This window comes from Micromonospora sp. HK10 (assembly GCF_000982955.1).
In the GTDB taxonomy this organism is placed as follows: Bacteria; Actinomycetota; Actinomycetes; order Mycobacteriales; family Micromonosporaceae; genus Micromonospora.
Genome location: NZ_KQ058864.1, coordinates 1 through 19617 on the forward strand (window position 1 = coordinate 1; position 19617 = coordinate 19617).

Here is a 19617-nt window from a genome sequence, read left to right on the forward strand (position 1 = left end):
GTAACGACCGGCGGCCCACCATCATTCCCCGGGGGGCCACACCCGCCGGGGCGGGGCGCTCTTGCTCGGCCGTTCACCCGTATACAACGACCCGCCCCCGCCAACCATTCCGCCGCCCGGGTGCCGCCCACCACCCCGAGAACCGGACAGACCGCACCGAACCGCCCAGCCCACGCAGGCCACCACCCCGTCGGTGGAACGCCATGGGTGTATCCGGACCCCGGAGACACCCATGACGTTCCACTCACCATCGCCCAACGCCCTCGGCGACCCACCGAACGGTGCGGCGACCGGCGACCGGCAGTTTCGGCTGGCGACCGGCGGCTGCGGCGGCTGGGACTGCCGAGTGGCGGCCGGCAGCCGGCGGTTCCGGCTGGCGACCGGCGATCAGCGGCTGTGGCGGCTGCTGCCCCGATCATCCTGGCAGGGCGCGTACGGCGGGCCGGGCGCACGCTCCGCTGCCAGCGTCGACCGGGACGGCGGGACGGCGGGACGGCGGGGCGGCGGGGCGGCGGGGAGGACGGGCATGACGACCGGAGGCGGCAGCGAACTGGTGCGCCGGCCTGGGCGTGGCGCCCGGGACTCCGGGCGCGGCGAGCCGACTCCGGCTGGATCAACTCGGCATGCGGCAAAGCGGCCCTTCCGACCAGCCGTACACCACGACTTGCCGCAACCGGAGTGGATCAAGGGACAACCGCCAAGGGGCCACGAACCCGGAGGCCACCAACGGGACAGGTGACCCGAACCGGCACGGCGAAGATGCGACGTCAGCGACGCCCGTGGCGGGCCCGCAGGTAGTCGCTCACCACGTACTCGCCGAGATCGTCGAGGTCCGGGGTGAACATCCGCCCCTTCGACCGCCGGGCGACGGCGTCCACGAACCGGCGCAGCCCCGGGTCGTCGCCCAGCATGAACACGTTGAGCGTGGCCCCGTACCGGGTCAGGTTGTCCACCTCGCGGACGGTCGCCTCGATGGTCTCGGGCAGCGGCGGCCAGTGGAAGTACGCCTCGCCGTCGTCCGGGTCGAGGTGCGCGGTCGGCTCGCCGTCGGTGACCACCAGCACCACCGGCTCGGCGCCCGGGTGGCGGCGCAGGTGCCGCGCCGCCAGCCGCAGCGCGTGCTGGAGGTTGGTGCCCTGCTCCAGGTCCGGTTCGACCGCGGCCAGTTCCTGCTGGGTCAGCGGCAGTGCCTGCCGGCCGAAGCCGATGATCTGCAACGCGTCCTGCGGGAAACGGGTGGCCACCAGGTGCGACAGCGCCAGCGCGGTCTGCTTCATCGGCCCCCAGCGCCCCTGGGAGATCATCGAGTACGACAGGTCGACGCAGAGCGCCACCGCCGCCGAGGCCCGCCGTTCGGTCTCGACCACCTCGAAGTCCTCGACGGCGAGCTGCACCGGCACCGTGGGTCCGGCCCGGCGTACCGCCCGGGTGAGGGTACGCACCACGTCGAGGGGTTGCTCGTCGCCGAACTCCCAGGGCCGTGAGGCGCCGCTGACCTCGCCGGCCGCCCCGGCGGAGCGCAGGTCGTGCTGGCCGCGCGGACCGGCGGTCAGGTCGGCGAAGACCCGCCGCAGGGCGGTGCCGGCGAGCCGGCGCAGCGCCTTCGGGCTGAGGGTCAGCCCGTCCGCGTCGCGGGTGACCCACCCCTGGCGGCGCAGCTCCTGCTCCAGCTCGCGCAGCCGGCGTACGTCGTCGGCGGCGTCCCGCCCGAGCGTGCGGGCCACCGCGTCGACGTCGACGTCGTCCAGGGTGGCGCCCGGGTGTTCCTGGTCGAGTGCGTCCAGCAGCTCGTCCAGTTCGGCGATCTCACCGAGCGCGCCGGTCGCCTCGCCGTAGCCGAGCGGCTGGTCGCCCCGGACCCGCTCGCCGCGCTGCCAGTTCAGGTCGGGGCGCAGCGCCCGCAGGTGCCCGTCGAGCTGCGACAGCTCCCCGGCGAGCTGGTCGCCGAGGGACTGGCGCATCAGCCCGGCCAGTTCCTCGCGTTGCCGGTCCGACAGCGACCGCATCAGCCGTTCGCCGGCCGCCGCCCGCCGGGCCAGCACGTCGACCAGCTCGTCGACGTCCCTGGGCCGCTCCGGGAAGAACTCGCCGTGCCGGCGCATGAACTCGGCGAACGCGTCGGTGGTGTCTTCGGCGCGGGCGTGCCGGGCGAGCAGGTCGTTCAGGTCGCGCATCATCTCGGCGAGCTGTCGCTGGGCGGCCGGGTCGGCGGCGGCCCGCGCCGCGTCGCGCAGCCCGGCGAAGCGCTGCTCCAGCACCTCGCCGCGCAGCCCGTCGAGAATCCGCTGGTACGTCTGCCGTGCCTCGTCGCTGGCCCAGTCGTACCCGGAGAGTTCCTCCACCGCCCGGGCGGTGGAGCGGGGCAGGTTGTCCAGCACGGCCTCGGCGAAGCGGGCGTCGTCGCCGTCCCGGCCGCGCAGCTCGTCCCGTTCGGCGGCGAGCGCCTGGTCGAGCAGGGCGCGGGCCCGGGTCACCGCGCCGTCCAGGTCGCCGCGGCGCAGCGCGTCGCGGCGCAGCCGGCGGGCCCGGGCCGCGAGGTCGTCCAGGCCGCCCCGGCCCTGCGGGCCACGGCGCAGCAGGTCGCGCAGCGCTTCGCGCAGGCTGCCGCCGGCGAGGACCTCGGCGCCGACCGCGTCGACGGCGGCCCGCACGTCGTACGGCGGGGCGAGCGGGTCGGGTCCGCCGCGCCACTGCCCGTACCGGAACCGGTTGCCGGCCACGGTCAGCCCCGGCCGCCGTAGACGGTGCGGCCGGACTCGGTGACGTCCTTGCCCAGCCGGCGGGTCAGGTGCAGCCCTTCGAGGACGAACTCCACGCCGGCGGCGGCCTCCTCCGGGCTGGGCGCGTCGCCGAGGCCGAGCCGGTCGAGTGCCTTGGCCAGCCCGGGCACGGTGCCGACCTGGCGCAGCAACTCGGCGGAGGAGACCAGCTCGCCGGTCTCGATGATGCCGCCCTCGGCGACCAGCGCGGTGAACCCGGACAGGTCCAGCCCGGCCAGCCGGGCCCGGAACGTCTCGGCGGTGGCAGTGCGCAGCAGGTGGGCCAGGACCTCGATCTCCCGCCCCTCCTCGCCGCTCTCGAACTCGACCTTGCCGCGCAGGGTGGAGGTCACCGAGACGGCGTCGCCCACCCGGGCCACCGGGGCCTCCGGCGACCGGCCGGATGCCCGGTCGACGTCTCCGGTGGTGCCGGTTCGGCCGGCCTCCCCCGGCGCCGCGGCGGCGAGCAGGCCGGAGCGGCGCAGCGCGGCGGCCGCGACGGTCTCGGCGGCGGCGATGGCGAACCGGGCGGAGACACCGGAGCGCGGGTCCACCGACGGTGATTCCCGGACCGCGCGGGCGAACCGGGCGAGCACCTCCAGCACGTGCTCCGGGACGGTGGCGACCAGGTCGGCCTCCTGCCGGATCAACGCCAGCTCCAGGTCGAGGTCGACCGGGTAGTGGGTGCGGATCTCCGCGCCGAAGCGGTCCTTGAGCGGGGTGATGATCCGGCCCCGGTTGGTGTAGTCCTCCGGGTTGGCGCTGGCCACCAGCAGCAGGTCCAGCGGCAGCCGCAACTGGTAGCCGCGGACCTGGATGTCCCGCTCCTCGAGCACGTTGAGCAGCGCCACCTGGATCCGTTCGGCCAGGTCGGGCAGCTCGTTGACGGCGAAGACGCCACGGTTGGTACGGGGTACGAGTCCGAAGTGGATGGTCTCCGGGTCGCCGAGGCTGCGCCCCTGGGCGAGCCGGATCGGGTCGACGTCACCGATCAGGTCGCCGACGCTGGTGTCCGGGGTGGCGAGCTTCTCGCCGTACCGCATGGAGCGGTGCAGCCAGCCGATCGGCAGGTCGTCGCCGTGCTCGGCGACCAGCGCCCGGGAGGCCGGGGTGAGCGGATGCATCGGGTGCTCGTTGAGCACCGAACCGGGCAGCACCGGGGTCCACTCGTCGAGCAGCGCGCCCAGCGAACGGATCAGCCGGGTCTTGCCCTGGCCGCGCTCACCGAGCAGCACCATGTCGTGGCCGGCGAGCAGGGCCCGCTCGACCTCGGGCAGCACCGTGTCCTGGTAGCCCACGATGCCGGGGAAGCGTTCCTCGCCGGAGCGCATCCGGGCGAGAAGATTGGCGCGGATCTCCTGCTTGACCGTGCGGTACTGATGGCCGGTCGCCCGCAACGCGCCGAGCGTGCCCGGCAGGTCGGCGGGCGGGACCGGGGGAACCTGGTTGGGAGCGGTCACCCGGCCAACGCTAGCGCGGCCGGGTGACCATCCGCCCGTCTTCAGCGCTGCCGTCCGGCCGGGCCCGGCCGGGGCCGCCCGCAGCGGGCGCAGCCGCCTCGGCGCCGCAGGTGGTACGCCAGGGTGGCCGCGCCGAGCGCGACGCCCCACAGCGGCCAGAGCAGCATCGGCGCGGAGGTCAGACTGAACCCGCCGGCCAGGTGCCAGAACTCGGGGTTGCTCATCAGGCCCAGGGTGGCCGCCGTCACCGACAGCGCCACCAGCGTCGCCGGGACGACCGCCAGTTTGATCGGTACCCGCCGACCGGCCAGCCCCGGCAGCCAGCGGGGGAACCGCTCGCCCCAGGGGCGGACCAGCCCGAGGGTGAGGATCGCCCCGACGGTGGCGAAGCCGCCCAGCCCCGCCCCGGCCCAGACCAGTCCGGTCTCCCGCATCTCGGCGAGGAAGCCCCGGGAGATGCCGAGCGGGATGCCGGCCGCCCAGGCGAACCGGGTGACCGCGTAGGTGACCGGGATGGCGGCGGCGGTGTACGCGGCCCAGCGCCCCCAGCGGGCCGCCGCGGCCGGCGTGGTCCAGCCGCGCTCGTGGTCGTTCCGGCCGCAGGCCGGGCAGGCGCCGACGGTCCGGCGCTGCCAGAGCAGCAGTGCCCCGGCCAGCAGGACGCCCCCGATCAGGGCGGCGCAGCGGGCGGCCAGCGGCCAGTCGAAGATCTGCCCGTAGTCGACCGGCGGCCAGCCGAACGGCGCGCCGATGAGCAGGATCGGCAGGTAGCCGAGCACGATCAGCACCCGGGCGTCGGGGACGACCACGGCCAGCGCGAACGCGACCGTCCAGCCGTAGCCGAGCAGCAGTGCGCGGGGCAGGCCGGGCCGGCGTACCGGCACCGGGCCGCTCATGGCCAGGGCCGCGACGGCCGCGACCAGCAGCAGCCCGGCGAAGAGCGGGGCGCCGACGTCCGCCGGCACCAGTCGGAGCAGGCTGACGTCGCCGCCGTGCGGGTCGTTGGCGCCGAACGGGTAGCCGGCGCCGGTCAGGGTGCTGAGCAGGGCGAGCACGCCCCAGCCGCCGAGCCAGGCGGCGGCGAGCGGGGCGGCCAGGTCGAGCCGGGTCCGGATGGGCCGGCCGGGTGGGGCATCGGTCGTTGTCGTCATGCCCTCAGCCTCGGCCGGTCCGGCTCCGGATCCCTCCCGCGCCGGGGTGGACCGCCTCCCCCATGGGAGGGACCGGTCAGCCGGTCGGGACCACGAAACCCGACTCGTACGCGGCGATCACCGCCTGGGTGCGGTCGCGCACCCCGAGCTTGGCCAGCACGTTGCCGACGTGGGTCTTGACCGTCTCCACGCCGACGACCAGCCGGTCGGCGATCTCCGGGTTGGAGAGCCCGGCGGCCATCAGCCGCAGCACCTCGCCCTCCCGTTCGGTGAGCCGGGCCGCGCGCAGCCCGTCGCCGCCCCGACCGCCGTACGCGCCGGCGAGCCGCCGGATCGCCGCTGGGAAGAGCAGCGACTCCCCCGCGGCCACCACCCGGATCGCCTCCACCACCTCCGCCGGGCGGGCCCGCTTGAGCAGGAAGCCGCTGGCCCCGGCGCGGAGCGCCGCGTAGACGTACTCGTCGTTGGCGAACGTGGTGACGACCAGCACGCGGGGCGGGTCGGCGGAGGCGGCCAGCAGCCGCCGGGTGGCCTGGATGCCGTCGATGGCCGGCATCCGGACGTCCATGAGCACCACCCGGGGGCGCTGCCGGGCCACCAGCGACGGCACCTCGGCGCCGTCCGCGGCCTCGCCGACCACCCGTAGGTCCGGCTGGGCGTCCACGATCGCCCGCAGGCCGACGCGGATCAGCTCGTCGTCGTCGACGATCAGCACGTCGATGGTCACCCGGTCTCCTCCGTCCGCGTCGGCAGGCTCACCCGGACCAGCCAGCGGTCGCCCTCCCGGCCGGCGGTGAGCTGCCCGCCGAGCAGCAGCACCCGCTCCCGCATCCCGTCCAGGCCACGCCCGCCGCCACCCGGCCCGCCGGTCTCGCGCAGCGCGTTGACCAGCTCGATCTCCAGACCCCCGGCGGGTACGGCCACCCGCAGGCGCACCGGCCCCCGGCCGTGCCGGGCCGCGTTGGTCAGCCCTTCCTGCACGATCCGGTATCCCTCGCGGGACACCACGGCGGGCAGCCCGCCGAGCGGCCCGCTGATCCGGGACTCCACGGCGAGGCCCGCGGCCCGGGTGTCGGCGACCAGCCGGTCCAGCCCGTCCAGGGTGGCCTGCGGCGCGGTCGGCGCGGGCGACCGCCCGTCCGCCGTCTCGCGGAGCAGCCCGAGCACGTGGTCCAGGTCGTCCATGGCCCGTCGGCTGGTCTCCTCGATGGCGCGCAGCGCCCGGCGGGTGAATTCCGGGTCGGTGTCGAGCAACTCGCGGCCGGCCCCGGCCTGGAGGGTCGCCACCGTCAACGCGTGCCCCACCGAGTCGTGCAGCTCGCGGGCGAGCCGGTTGCGCTCGGCCAGCCGGGCCGTCCGGGCCTCCAGGGCGGCGATCCGTTCGGCCTGCGCCGGGCCGAGCAGCACCGGCGCCATGGAGGCGGCGAGCCCGCCCAGCCCGGCCACCGCGTAGCCGAGCGCGACAAGGAGCGCCAGCCCGGCCAGACCCGCCACGACCGGGTGGCCGGGGTCGAGCGGGCCGAAGCCGTCGCCGGGCACCCCGCCGGTGTCCAGGCCGGTGAGCCCGGCCAGGAAGACCAGGCCGATGGGTAGGACGCTGATCGCCGCGAACAGCACCGCCGCCCCGGTGAGCAGGTGCAGGGCGATCCAGAGCGCGGCGCGCAGCCGGGTTTCCCGGTCCGTCCGGTGGCCGGGGACGGGCTCGGGCAGGTCGACCGCGAGCAGCGCCCGGGCGGCCGCGATCTCCAGCGCCCGGCTGCCGGCCAGGAACACCGGTACGGCGGCGAGCGCGACGGCCACCAGCAGCAGCCCGAACCCGATCGGGCGGGGCACCCCGGGCCCGCCGAGCAGTTGGGCGAAGGCCACCGCGAGCAGGCCGTACGGCAGCGCGAGCACGCCGCCGAGCAGCAGGAACACGGCGCGTCGCCAGGTGCTTGCGCGCACCAGCGGCGCCAGCGCGGCCCGGATCGTCACCGGCCCATTCTGCCGTCCGACGGCGCTGCACCGACTCCCCCGCAACGGGGAGACACGGTGCCGCCGGCCGCCATCGTCAGCGCCGGCCGGACTGATCGCGCCGGCCGTCCGCCGGCCCGGCGCCTGGTTGGCGGCGCGCCGCGCTCAGCGGTGCTCGCGCACGTACGCCTCCGGGTCCTTGTCCCGGAACGGCAGGTTGCGACCGTTCTTGTGCTCGCCGTAGAACGTCAGCCAGCGGGCGCCCAGCTCGGCCCGCAGCTCCACGCCGGCGTGCCGGCGGAAGTCGGGCAGCGCCTCGTCCTCCTCCTCGGCCAGGTGCTCGCTGTTCTCCCGGCGGGCCTTCCACACCGCCGCCCACCAGGCGTCGGAGCCGACCTCGTGCAGCTTCGACTCGGCGATCGCGTCGCGGATCTTGTTGTGGTCGCCGACCGCGTCCGCGGTCTCGTCCTCGCCGTCGTCGCCGTGCCGGACCAGGTGCGGGTAGAGGATCGCCTCCTCCGCCTCGGCGTGGATGTCCAGGTGCAGGGCGAGCGCCTCCCAGATCGCCAGCAGCTCGTCGGGGTCGCGGGCATCGTCGAGCCGGGCGAAGCCCCGCCGGAAGGAGGCGTGGTCGTCGAGGATCAGGGCCGTGATGTCGTCCATGATGGTCACCTCCGGGTACGGGCGCGGATCAGCTTGGGTACGGCGGCCAGCCCGGTGACCGGCCGGAACGCGTGCGCGGCGGTACGCAGGGCGGCGTACTCGTCGTCGGCCAGGTCGATCTCGGCGGCGGCGGCGTTGCGTTCCACCTGCTCCACCCCGGAGGCGCCGGGGATGGCCACCACGTTGGGGTGGCGCAGCAGGTACGCCAGGGCGATCTGGCTCGGGGTGGCGTCGTGCGCGGCGGCCACCTCGCGCAGGGTGGCGATCAGGTCGGTGCCGCGTGCCAGGTTCTCCGGCAGGAAGTACGGGTTGGCCCGGCGCACCGCCCCGCCCGGCGGGTTGCCGGCGTCGTAGCGGCCGGACAGGAAGCCCTGCGCGAGCGGGCTGTACGCGATGACGATCCGGCCGGCCTGCTCCGCGTACGGGATCAGGTCTTCCTCGGGGCCGCGGTCGACCATGCTGTAGCGGACCTGGTTGCTCAGCACCCGGCGGCCCAGCGCGGCCTCGGCGAACCGCCAGCGGCGCAGGCTGTAGTTGCTGCACCCGACCTCGCCGACCAGCCCGACGTCCTGGAGGGCGCGCATGCCGCGCATGGTGGTGGTGTCGGCGACCACCGGGTTGGGCTGGTGGACCTGGTAGAGGTCGATGCCGGCCACACCGAGCCGGGCGGCGGAGGCGACGGCGCGTTGCTGCACCACGGGAGCGACCGGCAGCACCGGGAAGATCTTGGTGGCCACCACCACCCTGCCCCGGTCCGGGCCGAGCGCCGCGCCGAGGATCCGCTCGCTGCGGCCGAACCCGTAGACCTCGGCGGTGTCGAAGAGGGTGACGCCCAGGTCCAGCGCCCGCCGCACGATCTCACTGGCCCGGCGCTCGTAGTCGGGGCCGTAGCCCCACTCGCGCGAACCGAACTGCCAGGTGCCCAGGCCGATCTTGGAGATCGGCTTGGCGGTGTCGACCGGGACGAAACGCATGGGGTCGAAGCTACCCAAGCCGGCGGGCCGGCACGCCCGTTCCGGCGTCCGGGGTGGCACGCCCGTTCCCGCGTCGGGATCGGAACGGGCGGGAGCTGGCCGCCTCCGGCCCGGACCGGGGCCGGCCGGGACTAGGGTCGACGGCGTGACCTACCTCGCCACCGACGACCGTTACGACGCGATGACCTACCGGCGCAGCGGGCGCAGCGGCTTGCGGCTGCCCGCCATCTCGCTCGGGTTGTGGCACAACTTCGGCCCGGACCGGCCGTACGAGCGGCAGCGGGACATCGTCCGGCGCGCCTTCGACCTCGGCATCACCCACTTCGACCTGGCCAACAACTACGGCCCGCCGCCCGGTTCGGCGGAGGAGAACTTCGGCCGGATGCTCGCCACCGACCTGCGGCCGTACCGGGACGAGCTGGTGATCTCCACAAAGGCGGGCTACCTCATGTGGCCCGGCCCGTACGGCGAGTGGGGCTCCCGCAAGTACCTGATCTCGTCGCTGGACCAGTCGCTGCGCCGGATGGGCCTGGACCACGTCGATGTCTTCTACTCGCACCGGTTCGACCCGGACACCCCGCTGGAGGAGACGATGGGCGCGCTGGACACGGCCGTCCGTTCCGGCAGGGCGTTGTACGTCGGCATCTCCAACTACACCTCGGAGCAGACCGAGCGGGCCGCGGCGATCCTGCGCGACCTGGGCACCCCGCTGCTGATCAACCAGCCGTCGTACTCGATGCTCAACCGCTGGACCGAGTCCGACGGGCTGCTGGACACGCTGGAGCGGGTCGGCGCCGGCTGCATCGCGTACAGTCCGCTCGCCCAGGGCCTGCTCACCGACCGCTACCTGCGCGGCATCCCGGCGGACTCGCGGGTGCGCACCAGCGTCTTCCTCAACGAGAGCGATCTGACCGAGGAGAAGATGGCCACCATCCGCGGCCTGGCGGCGATCGCCGAGCGGCGCGGGCAGACCCTGGCCCAGCTGGCGCTGGTCTGGGCGCTGCGGGACCCGCGGATGACCAGTCTGATCATCGGGGCGAGCAGCGTCGCCCAGCTCGAGGGGAACGTGGCCGCCCTGGACAACCTCGACCTCTCGGCCGAGGAACTCGCCGAGATCGACCGCCACCTGGGCTGAACCGGCCGGGCAGCGGTGGCGGCCTCACCAGGTCCGGCGACGAACGGCGCGGTGGTTGCGGATCCCGCAGGGCCGGCCCACCGGCCCGCCGCCGGGACGGCGCAACCGCAGCCCGACCAGGGTGGCCAGCAGCACGCCGGCCAGCACCGCCGCCGCGACCACCGGGCGGCGCGGGCCGCCGCCCGCCTCGGTCACGGCCGCCACCGGCGTCCCCTCTCCCGGACGGTCACCCCGCTCGCCGGCCGGGGCCGACGCGAGGGTACGCGGTGCCGCCGCGCCCGCCGGGGGCGTCGCCGACCGGCCGGTACGCGGCCGCGAGGCGGTCGCCGCCGACCGGAACACCACGTCGGAGCAGGAATAGTAGGTGTCCTGGGTGTCCGAGTTCTGCCAGATGACATAGATGATGTGCCGGCCGGTCCGGTCCGCCGGCAGCCGCCCCGACATCTGGTACGCGCCGCCTCGGATCGGCGGGTCGGTGGCCGTGAGGAACGGCTTCGCCTCGACGTCGGCCCAGTTCAGGCGCCGGGTGGGGGCGTATCCGTCGGTGGTCACGTAGAGCCGGAAGGTGCCCCGGTGCGGGATGGTGGTGCGGTAGCGGAAGGTGTAGCGGGCGCCGGCGGTGAGCGTGGTGGCCGGCCAGTCGGCGCGCGGCAGGTCCAGCCCCCGGTACGCGGAGAGCCCTCCGCTGCACAACTCGCCGTCGGGGATGCGGTCCCGGTCCCGGCCGTCGACCCGGGCGACCCGGATGTTGTCCCACTCGCGGACGGCGGCGCCCGCGGCGACGGCCGCCCGGCAGGCCGGTGTGCCGGACCGGCCGCCCTCCGGGCCGCAGGCGGCCGCCCGGCTCAGCGGGCTGGTCGGCGCGCCGTGCGCCTGCGCCGGCCCGGCGGTGCCGCACAGGGTCACGGTGGCGGCCGCGGCAGCGGCGAGGATTCGACGACGTACGGCCATGGGTGGACCTCCGGCCGGTGGTACGGGCGCGGGCCGGCAAAGGTTCGACCCGGGGCCGATTGCGTGGCGTGACCCGGGTCCGGGCGCGGCGGGTCGCGCCCGGCGGCGCGGCCCGACTACCGGCGCCCCGCCGCGCTCGACGGGGGCCGGCATCGGTCGTCCGGAGCCGCCCTCGGAGTGGCGGCGGTCCGGTCGGGTCAACCGAACGGACCGCGTCGGCGTCGCGGGACCTCGCCGAGCGGGGCGGGGTCCTACAGTGACGGCACCCCCGAGCCAGCAAAGGAGCGCGCCGTGCCCGAGCCGCCGCCGACGCCAGATCCGCCCCCGGCCGCCCCCGCGGCCGGGCCCTCGGCGGGTGCCGCCGCCGTCCCGCCGTACCTGCTCGTCATGCCCGACGTGGCGGGCGGGCCGCCCGGTGTCGTCTGGCCCGGCCGGGAGGGCGAGCCCGCCTGGGCCATTCCGGTCGTCGTGCCACCGGGCACGCGCGGCTACGCGGTCTTCCTGCCGCTGGTCCCGCCGGGCGAGGCGCCGGACGCGGCGCGGATCGTGCTGCCCGCGCCGGGCGTGCCCACCCAGGCCACCGCCCCGGCCGTCGAGGTCACCACCCCTGCCGCCCCGGCCAACCCACCGACCGGCACCGCCCCGGCCGCTGGCGGGGACCCGGCCGCCACCGCACCGGCCGCCCCGGCCGCTGGCCCGGCGACCGGCGACGCGGACCCGGGGGCCGGCGGACCCGACCTCGGGTCCGGAGACGGGGTGACGGTGACCGCACCCGGCGAACCGGCTCCCGCAGCCGAAGCGACGACCGCCGCCGGCCGGAGCGCACCGGCAACGGCGGGAACCGGCACCACTGGCCAGCTGCCGCCGGGCGCGGCGGCCCCGGCGGCGTCGTCCGGGACCGTAGCGCCGGCCGGCGGCCCCGGATCCGGGACCGCGCAGCCGGGCGGGCCGGCCGTGCCGCCGGGCCTCGCGCCACCGGTGCCGCAGCCCTGGGGCGCGGCACCGCCGCCCGGCGGGTTCTGGGTCCCCCGGCCGCCCGGGCCGCGGACCTCGTTCCTCGGGGCCCGCTGGCCGGAGCCGAAGCAGGCCACCGGGCGGGCGGTTCCGCTCGCCGTGCTGGCCGGCGCGCTCGGCACCGCCTTCTTCGTGCCGCTGAACGCGGTCGGCATCGGCTGGTTCCTGGGCTGGCTCACGCTGACCCTCGGCGTGCTGGTGGGCGTACGCCGGCGCACCGCCGAACTGCCGCGCACCGAGCGGCTGATCCGGGGTGGCTGGGCCGCGGCGGCGCTGGCGCTGCTGGCCGTACTGGCCTTCCGCAACGCCTGGTGGCTGGTGACGTTCTGCGTGCTCGGCGCGCTGGGCTGCGCCACCCTGGCCATCGTCGGCGGCCGGCTGGTCCGGTCGATCCTGTTCGGGCTGGTGGCGGCACCGTTCGCGGCGTTCCGCGGCCTGCCCTGGGTACGCCGGCACATCAGCGCCTCGCCCGAGGCCGCGATGGTCCGCCGGATCATCGGGTCGGTGGTCGCCACCGTACTGGTGCTGGTCGTCTTCGGTGCCCTGCTCGCCTCCGCCGACGCGGCGTTCGACGAGGTCCTCAGCGCGATCGTCCCGGAGATCAACATCGGTACGGTGTTCCGCTGGATCTTCCTGGCCGCCGTCGGTGGCCTGATCGCCGTCGCGGCGGTCTACACCCTGGCCGCGCCGCCCGACCTGTCCACCGTGGACCGGCCGGCCCGCCGCCGCCTCGGCCTGCTCGAGTGGGCCCCGGCCATCGGGGCGCTCACCCTGCTCTTCGCCGGTTTCGTGGTGGTGCAGTTCACCGTGCTCTTCGGCGGCGAGGGGCACGTGCGGAAGGTGGCCGACCTCAGCTACTCCGAGTACGCCCGCAGCGGCTTCTGGCAGCTGCTCTTCGTCACCCTGCTGACCCTCGCCGTGCTGGGCGGGGTCAGCCGCTGGGCCAGCCGGGAGCGGCCGCTCGAACGTACCCTGCTGCGCGTGCTGCTGGGCCTGCTCAGCGCGCTCAGCGTGGTGATCGTGGTGTCGGCGCTGTCCCGGATGTGGACCTACCAGAAGGTCTACAGCTTCACCGGTGAGCGGATCTTCGTGATGGCGTTCGAACTGCTGCTCGGGGCCGTGTTCCTGATGATCCTGGCGGCGGGCGTCCGGTGGCAGGGGCGGTGGATCCCCGGCTCGACGGTGGCGCTGGCCGTGGTGATGCTGCTCGGGTTGGCCGCGCTCAACCCGGAGGACTACGCCGCCCGGCGCAACATCCTGCGGTACGAGCAGACCGGCAAGATCGACGCCTGGTATCTGCGGGCCCTCTCCGCCGACGCCACGCCCGCCCTGACCCGGCTCCCCGATCCGGTCCGCCGCTGCACCCTGAGCTGGATCGCCGACGACCTCGACGAGTCCGACCCCTGGTACGCCTGGAACCTGGGGCGGTACCGGGCCCGGCAGGCCCTCGACCGGGTCGGTCCGGATGCCGTGGGCGGCCCGAAGGACTGCCGTCGGGCCGACCAGTTCGACCTGCCCAAGAGCCGCCGGCCGCGGTGACGCCGGGCCCGGGCCGCCCGCCCCGCCGGGCGGCCCGGGCCCACCTGCCCGAGCCGTCGGCGCGGGCCGGGCTAGGGGCGTGGCGGGTCGGCCGCCTCGACCCGTCGCCGGGCGCCGAGTTGTTCGTCGAGGACCACCGCGCTGCTGATCAGCGAGAGGTGGCTGAACGCCTGCGGGAAGTTGCCGGTCTGGTCGCCGTTCGGCGCGATCTCCTCCGAGTAGAGGCCCAGGTGGGTGCTGTAGGTGAGCATCTTCTCGAAGATGAGCCGGGCCTCGTCGAGCCGCCCGGACCGGGCGAGGGCCTGGACGTACCAGAAGGTGCACATGGTGAAGGTGCTCTCGCTGCCGGGCAGGCCGTCGGGCGACGCGTCCGGGTCGTAGCGGTAGACGAGGCTGTCCGAGACGAGTTCGGTCTCCATGGCCCGCAGCGTCGACTGCCACAGCGGATCGGTCGGCGTCACGAATCCGACGGACGGCATCACGAGCAGCGAGGCGTCCAGCACGTCCGTCCCGTAGTGCTGGACGAACGCGCGGCGCCCGGGATGGAAGCCCCGGTCCATGACCTGGTGGTAGATCCGGTCGCGGACGCTCATCCAGCGGCCGATGTCGCCCGGCCGCCCGCGCCGCAGCGCGACGCGGATCGCCCGGTCGAGGGCGACCCAGGACATCAGCCGGCCGTAGGTGAAGTTCCGCCGGCCGCCGCGGGTCTCCCAGATCCCGTCCTCGGGCTGGTCCCAGTTGTCGCAGAGCCAGTCGACGAGCTTCACCGTGTTCAGCCACGCCTCGTGGAAGGGGGCCAGTCCGTGACCGTCGACGAGTTCGAGCGCGTTGAGCATCTCACCGTAGATGTCGAGTTGGAGCTGGCCCGCCGCGCCGTTGCCGATCCGCACCGGCGCGGAGGCGCGGTAACCCTCCAGGTGGTCGAGGGTCTCCTCGGCGAGTTCGGGTGAGCCGTCGATCCGGTACATGATCTGCAACGGCACACCGCTCTCACCGGCCTCCTGGACCCGGTCGTTCACCCAGCGCAGGTACCGCTCGGCCTCCTCGGTGAAGCCGAGGCCGAGCAGCGCGTGCACCGAGAATGACGCGTCGCGGATCCAGGTGTAGCGGTAGTCCCAGTTGCGCGGGCCGCCGACCTGCTCCGGCAGCCCGGCGGTGGGGGCGGCGATCAGCGCCCCGGTCGGCGCGTAGGTCATCAGTTTCAGCGTGATCGCGGAGCGTTCGACCATCTCCCGCCACCGCCCGGTGTACCGGGAGCGCTCGAGCCAGCGCCGCCAGAACCCCTCGGTATCGACCAGCAGGTCGTGCACCTCGGCCGGGGCGTACGCGCGCGGCGGCTCCGGCGAGCCGGTTTCCAGGACCACGCCACCGGCCTCGCCCTCGCGCAGGGTGGCCACCACGCAGACGCCCTCTTCGCTCCGCCGGTACTCGTAGGTCTCGGTGAGCCGTTCGGCGTACCGGACCACGTTCAAGGTGAGGGAGTGCGCCGGCGTACGGAAGGTGGTCCCGTCCGGGTGCATCTCCATCTCGTGCGGGTCCCGGCCGTAGTTGAAGCGGGGCCGGCAGTCGACCCGGAACCGCATGCTGCCCCGCACCACCTGCAGGATCCGGACCAGCCGGTGCCGGTCGGTTGCCTGGTCGCCCGCGACCGGCATGAAGTCCACCAACTCGCCCACGCCGTCGGCGCTGAGGAAGCGGGTGATCAGGATCGGCGTGCCGGGCAGGTAGAGCTGCTTGCTCACATAGTCGACGCCGTCGGGCGAGATCTGGAAGTGGCCGCCCTTAGCACGGTCGAGCAGACCGGCGAAGAGACTGGGCGAGTCGAACCGGGGTGCGCAGAACCAGTCGATCGTGCCGTCCCGGGTCACCAACGCCGCGGTCTGCAGGTCACCGATCAGGCCATGGTTCTCCACCGCAGGATATGCGTCCACCTGTCCTCCCCCGCTCATCCCGGCCGCGGCACGACTACCCCTGACCTGGCCCGACACACCCGGATGCCCCTGCCGGGCGGGCCGCTTCGGCCCGATCCGGCCCGGCGGCCGGCCATCTGCACATACCATTCGCGGGTGCCTGAGTCGATTGACCGGTTTTTCGACCGCCTGCCGTCGCTGGCCCCCAGGATCCTTCGCGGGCCGACGCACGGGCTCATGCGGATCGATCTCGACGTCGGTCACCGGACCGAGCACTGGCTGGTGGCCATGGGCCCGGGCACGGCCGTGGTGTCCCGCGGCAACGCGGAGGCCGACGCGGTGTGGCAGAGCGACATGGACCTCTTCGCCGACCTGGTGGCCGGACGCTCCCAGGGCATCGCGGCGGTGCTCCGCAACGACGCGACGATCAGCGGGGAGCTGTCCCTCTTCCTGGCGTTCCGGCGCTTCTTCCCGGAACCCGCCGGCGCGCAGGACCCGCGCGGGGTCGGCCGCCAGTCGGTCCACACCGGAGGCGGTCGCCGGTGAAGCAGTTGATCAGCATCCTGGACGGGAACACGTTCGTCGTCTCCGACGGCTGCGGGGACATCGAGGAGTCCTTCACCTACCCCATGGGGCTCTTCTCGTTCGACACCCGGTTCCTCTCCACCTGGATCCTCACCCTGGACGGCGCGCGCCTGCATGCCCTCTCCGTCGACGAGGAGACGTCCTACGGCACCACGTACTTCCTTGTGCCCGGTGAGCCCAGCCACTACGTGGACGCGAAGATCTCCGTCCAGCGGCACCGGGCGATCAACGGCAGCTTCGAGGAGACCCTCACCGTGTTCAACCACAACACGGACGCGGTCGAGGTCACCGTCCGAGTGGATGTCGGTGCCGACTTCGCGGACCTGTTCGAGATCAAGAACGCGCAGCGGAAACTCGGCCGGGCGACCGTCGACCTCGACGACGGCAACCTGCGCTTCAGCTACCGGCGGCAGAAGTTCCACCGCGAGGTGGTAATCAGATCCTCCACCGAGGCGCAGGTGGACGAGCGGGGCATGTCGTTCCGGGCCCGCCTCGAACCGCACGGGGAGTGGCAGACCCGGTTGCGGGCCACGGCCCGGATCATCGGCGCCAACGGCCGGGACTTCCGGGAGACCCTGCCGTTGGGTCCGGACCGGCCGGTGCCGGAGATCCGCGACGAGCGCCGCGAGTTCCTGGCCTCCGCGCCGCTGCTGCGCTCCGACAGCGAGGCACTGTCCCAGGCCTACCAGACGAGCCTGCGGGATCTCGCCGCGCTCCGGTACGAGTCGATCACCCTCGGCGCCCGGCTGGTGGCCGCCGGCCTGCCGTGGTTCATGACCCTGTTCGGCCGGGACAGCATCTTCACCTGCCTACAGGCCCTGCCCTTCATGCCGGCGGTGGTCGAGCCGACGATCGTCATGCTCGCCGGCCTGCAGGGCAGCCGCCTGGACGACTTCCGCGACGAGGAGCCCGGCAAGATCCTGCACGAGCTGCGCTACGGCGAACTCGCCGGGTTCGAGGAGCAGCCGCACTCCCCCTACTACGGCTCCGCCGACTCCACGCCGCTGTTCGTCATCCTCCTCGACGAGTACGAACGCTGGACCGGCGACGTCGAACTCGTCCGCCGGCTGGAGCACCCGGTCCGCGCGGCCCTCGACTGGCTCGACACCTTCGGCAACATGCTCGGCACCGGATACGTCTACTACCAGACCCGCAACCCGCGGACCGGGCTGCTCAACCAGTGCTGGAAGGACTCACCCGACGCCATCTCGTACCACGACGGGCGGCTGCCCTCCTACCCGCTGGGCACCTGCGAGCTGCAGGGCTACGCGTACGACGCGAAGATCCGCGGGGCCCGGCTCGCCCGGGAGATCTGGCACGATCCGGCGTACGCCGACCGGCTCGAACGCGAGGCGGGCGAGCTGAAGCAGCGCTTCAACCGCGACTTCTGGCTGGCCGACCGCGAGTACTACGCCCTCGGCCTGGACCGGGACGGCAAGCCCATCGACTCGCTGTCGTCCAACATCGGGCACCTGCTGTGGAGCGGGATCGTCGACGAGGACCGCGCGCCGGCCGTCGTGCGGCACCTGCTGGGCTCGGCGCTCTTCTCCGGCTGGGGCGTGCGGACGCTGGCCACCACCGAAGGCCGGTACAACCCCGTCGGCTACCACGTCGGCACCGTCTGGCCCTTCGACAACTCGATCATCGCCTGGGGGCTGGCCCGTTACGGGTTCCGGGAAGAGGCGGGCCGGATCGCGACCGGGATCCTCGCCGCCGCCCACTGTTTCAACGGCCGCCTGCCGGAGGCGTTCGCCGGTTTCCCCCGCACCCAGACCAACTATCCCGTCGAGTACCCCACCGCGTGCAGTCCCCAGGCCTGGTCCGCCGGCACCCCCCTGCTGCTGCTGCGGGTCCTGCTCGGCCTGCGACCGCACGAAGGGCACCTGATCATCGATCCCGACGTGCCCGACGGGATGGGCCGCATCGAACTCCTCGACATCCCGGGCCGCTGGGGCACCATCGACGCCCTCGGCCGCAGCCGGGACCGGATCGGGCTGGAACAGAGCATGACCCGCTACGCCCAACCGTGAGCGCGCCGGCGGGGAGGCGGCGGACCGGTGCCGGGGCCGGCGCGCCGTCCCACGCACCACGGGGGCGGCGTCGATGACGGACCTCGTCGAGCCTTCTGCCCTCGGCCGATTTCGTTGATCTGCGCGCCCCGCGTCGTGTCGGGTGGGCACCATGCCGCCCGAATCAGCGCCGCTCCGCTTCCCCCGTTCCTCGCCGTACTGGCCGGTGGTCAGCCACCCCCTGCTGCGACGGGTCCTGCCCGGCCTGGCGGTGTCCGCGCTCGGCGACGGCATGGCACTCGTCGCCGTGACCTGGCTGGCCCTCCAGCTCGCGCCCCCGGCACAGCGCGGCACCTGGACCGCGCTCGCGGTGGCGGCGTACCTCCTGCCCAGCGCCGCCGGGTCGATGATCTTCGGCCGGTTTCTGGCCGGTCTGAGCGGCGCCCAGCTCGCCAGCTGGGACGCCCGCCTGCGGGCGGTCGCGCTCGCGGCGATCCCCGCCGCCCACCTTGCCGGGGTCCTCGACATCGGCCTGTACGTGGCCCTGCTCGCCGCGGCCTCCCTGCTGCGCTCGTGGGGGTCCGCCGGCCGCTTCACCCTGATCGCCGAGCTGCTGCCGCGACGACACCACCTGCCGGCCAACGCGGTGCTCGGCATCCTCGGCAACGCCGCCACCATCGTCGGTCCCCCGCTGGCGGGCGTCATGATCAGCTTTGCCGGACCGGTGTGGGTCATCGCGATCGACGCGGCGACGTTCGCCGTCCTGGCGCTCACCTACCGTCTCGCCATCCCGACCCCGAAGACCCGGACAGATCCGCGCGGGTCCGCCGCCTCCCGCACGGCCGGCTTCGAGATCATCCGTCGCAACCGGTCCCTGCTCGGCCTGCTGGTGCTGACCTTCGGGTTCTTCCTGTTCTTCGGCCCGTTCTACGTGGCCATGCCCGTCCTCGTCACGGAGGACCTGGGCGCGTCCGCCACGACCCTCGGGCTCTACTACACGGCGTTCGGCGCGGGTTCCCTCCTCGGCGGCCTCGCCACCGGCTACCTGCACCGCTGGCCGCTCTGGCCGACCACCATCGGGATCGTGGTCGGGTTCGGCGTCGCCATGCTGCCGCTCGGCCTGGGTACGCCCGTCGGCCTGTCGCTGCCGGCCTTCGCCCTGGCCGGCCTCATCTGGGCGCCGTACGGGTCCACGTCGATGGCGCTGTTCCAACGCAGCGCCACCACCACCGAACTGCCCCAGGCCCTGGCCGCCAACGGCGCTGTCACCGTGCTGGCGGTGCCCCTGGGCACCCTGCTCGGCGGCCCGTTGACGGCCGCCCTGGGCGCCCGCCCGACGCTGCTGCTGTGCGCCGCGGCGACCATCGCCCTCGGCGTGGTCGCCGCCGGCCTGACCCGCCTGCCCGGCCGGACCGCCCCGGACCGAGGAGGAGCACCCGACGGGCCCCGGGAACGTGCGGCCGCCGGATCCTGAGGCGGTCCCCGGCGCCCGTCCGGCACGCAGCGGCCGGAGC

14 protein-coding genes are annotated in these 19617 nt (G+C 74.5%); 5 read left to right on the plus strand and 9 right to left on the minus strand.

Annotated features, from left to right (window positions below; genetic code table 11):
• Window positions 1-767: 767 nt before the first annotated feature.
• The 7 genes from LQ51_RS23200 to LQ51_RS23230 all read right to left on the minus strand — a co-directional run bounded on the left by LQ51_RS23200 (window position 768) and on the right by LQ51_RS23230 (window position 8960).
• A complete protein-coding gene (locus LQ51_RS23200; protein WP_046569073.1) occupies window positions 768-2720 on the minus strand; it encodes a VWA domain-containing protein in 1953 nt (650 codons plus the stop codon).
• Window positions 2721-2722: 2 nt separating this feature from the next.
• Window positions 2723-4219: a magnesium chelatase gene (locus tag LQ51_RS23205; RefSeq protein ID WP_046569074.1), complete on the minus strand. Its 1497-nt coding sequence runs from the start codon at window positions 4217-4219 to the stop codon at window positions 2723-2725.
• Between the two features lie 41 nt (window positions 4220-4260).
• Complete coding sequence (locus tag LQ51_RS23210; protein ID WP_046569076.1) at window positions 4261-5370, minus strand: hypothetical protein; 1110 nt, start codon at window positions 5368-5370, stop codon at window positions 4261-4263.
• 76 nt (window positions 5371-5446) lie between these two features.
• Window positions 5447-6097 carry a response regulator gene (locus tag LQ51_RS23215; protein WP_046569079.1) on the minus strand — a complete coding sequence of 217 codons (651 nt, stop codon included), beginning with the start codon at window positions 6095-6097 and terminating at the stop codon, window positions 5447-5449.
• Window positions 6094-7344: a sensor histidine kinase gene (locus tag LQ51_RS23220; RefSeq protein ID WP_046569081.1), complete on the minus strand. Its 1251-nt coding sequence runs from the start codon at window positions 7342-7344 to the stop codon at window positions 6094-6096. Before LQ51_RS23220 ends, LQ51_RS23215 begins: the two co-directional genes overlap by 4 nt.
• A gap of 144 nt (window positions 7345-7488) precedes the next feature.
• Entirely contained in the window at window positions 7489-7986 is a 498-nt protein-coding gene (locus tag LQ51_RS23225) for a hemerythrin domain-containing protein (RefSeq protein ID WP_046569120.1), read from the minus strand.
• A gap of 5 nt (window positions 7987-7991) precedes the next feature.
• Complete coding sequence (locus LQ51_RS23230) at window positions 7992-8960, minus strand: aldo/keto reductase (RefSeq protein WP_046569083.1); 969 nt, start codon at window positions 8958-8960, stop codon at window positions 7992-7994.
• Between the two features lie 145 nt (window positions 8961-9105).
• On the opposite strand from LQ51_RS23230, the gene mgrA reads away from it, so the two are divergent.
• Window positions 9106-10095: an L-glyceraldehyde 3-phosphate reductase gene (gene mgrA, locus LQ51_RS23235; RefSeq protein WP_046569085.1), complete on the plus strand. Its 990-nt coding sequence runs from the start codon at window positions 9106-9108 to the stop codon at window positions 10093-10095.
• 24 nt (window positions 10096-10119) lie between these two features.
• On the opposite strand, the gene LQ51_RS23240 is transcribed toward mgrA, so the two are convergent.
• The gene (locus tag LQ51_RS23240) at window positions 10120-11046 is read right to left on the minus strand and encodes a lytic polysaccharide monooxygenase auxiliary activity family 9 protein (RefSeq protein ID WP_046569087.1); all 927 of its coding nucleotides are present in this window, start codon (window positions 11044-11046) and stop codon (window positions 10120-10122) included.
• 291 nt (window positions 11047-11337) lie between these two features.
• Here LQ51_RS23240 and LQ51_RS23245 point away from each other — a divergent pair, with 291 nt between their 5' ends.
• Window positions 11338-13599 (plus strand): DUF4153 domain-containing protein, encoded by a 2262-nt coding sequence (locus LQ51_RS23245; protein WP_046569090.1) that lies wholly within the window; start codon window positions 11338-11340, stop codon window positions 13597-13599.
• Window positions 13600-13670: 71 nt separating this feature from the next.
• On the opposite strand, the gene LQ51_RS23250 is transcribed toward LQ51_RS23245, so the two are convergent.
• Window positions 13671-15530: a glycoside hydrolase family 15 protein gene (locus tag LQ51_RS23250; protein ID WP_156313205.1), complete on the minus strand. Its 1860-nt coding sequence runs from the start codon at window positions 15528-15530 to the stop codon at window positions 13671-13673.
• 135 nt (window positions 15531-15665) lie between these two features.
• Between LQ51_RS23250 and LQ51_RS23255 the strand changes: the two genes are divergently transcribed.
• The 3 genes from LQ51_RS23255 to LQ51_RS23265 all read left to right on the plus strand — a co-directional run bounded on the left by LQ51_RS23255 (window position 15666) and on the right by LQ51_RS23265 (window position 19577).
• Window positions 15666-16055, plus strand: a complete 390-nt coding sequence (locus LQ51_RS23255; protein ID WP_052745034.1) for a hypothetical protein — start codon at window positions 15666-15668, stop codon at window positions 16053-16055.
• The gene (locus LQ51_RS23260; RefSeq protein WP_046569093.1) at window positions 16052-18124 is read left to right on the plus strand and encodes an amylo-alpha-1,6-glucosidase; all 2073 of its coding nucleotides are present in this window, start codon (window positions 16052-16054) and stop codon (window positions 18122-18124) included. The genes LQ51_RS23255 and LQ51_RS23260 overlap by 4 nt, the downstream gene beginning before the upstream one ends.
• Window positions 18125-18275: 151 nt before the next feature.
• Window positions 18276-19577 (plus strand): MFS transporter, encoded by a 1302-nt coding sequence (locus LQ51_RS23265; RefSeq protein WP_046569123.1) that lies wholly within the window; start codon window positions 18276-18278, stop codon window positions 19575-19577.
• Window positions 19578-19617: the final 40 nt, after the last annotated feature.

What these genes read in the sequence shown, in the direction of transcription:
- LQ51_RS23230 (WP_046569083.1), bottom strand. Translation starts at nt 8,960, where the DNA reads ATGCGTTTCGTCCCGGTCGACACCGCCAAGCCGATCTCCAAGATCGGC.
- LQ51_RS23240 (WP_046569087.1), bottom strand. Translation starts at nt 11,046, where the DNA reads ATGGCCGTACGTCGTCGAATCCTCGCCGCTGCCGCGGCCGCCACCGTG.
- LQ51_RS23265 (WP_046569123.1), top strand. Translation starts at nt 18,276, where the DNA reads ATGCCGCCCGAATCAGCGCCGCTCCGCTTCCCCCGTTCCTCGCCGTAC.
- LQ51_RS23225 (WP_046569120.1), bottom strand. Translation starts at nt 7,986, where the DNA reads ATGGACGACATCACGGCCCTGATCCTCGACGACCACGCCTCCTTCCGG.
- LQ51_RS23210 (WP_046569076.1), bottom strand. Translation starts at nt 5,370, where the DNA reads ATGACGACAACGACCGATGCCCCACCCGGCCGGCCCATCCGGACCCGG.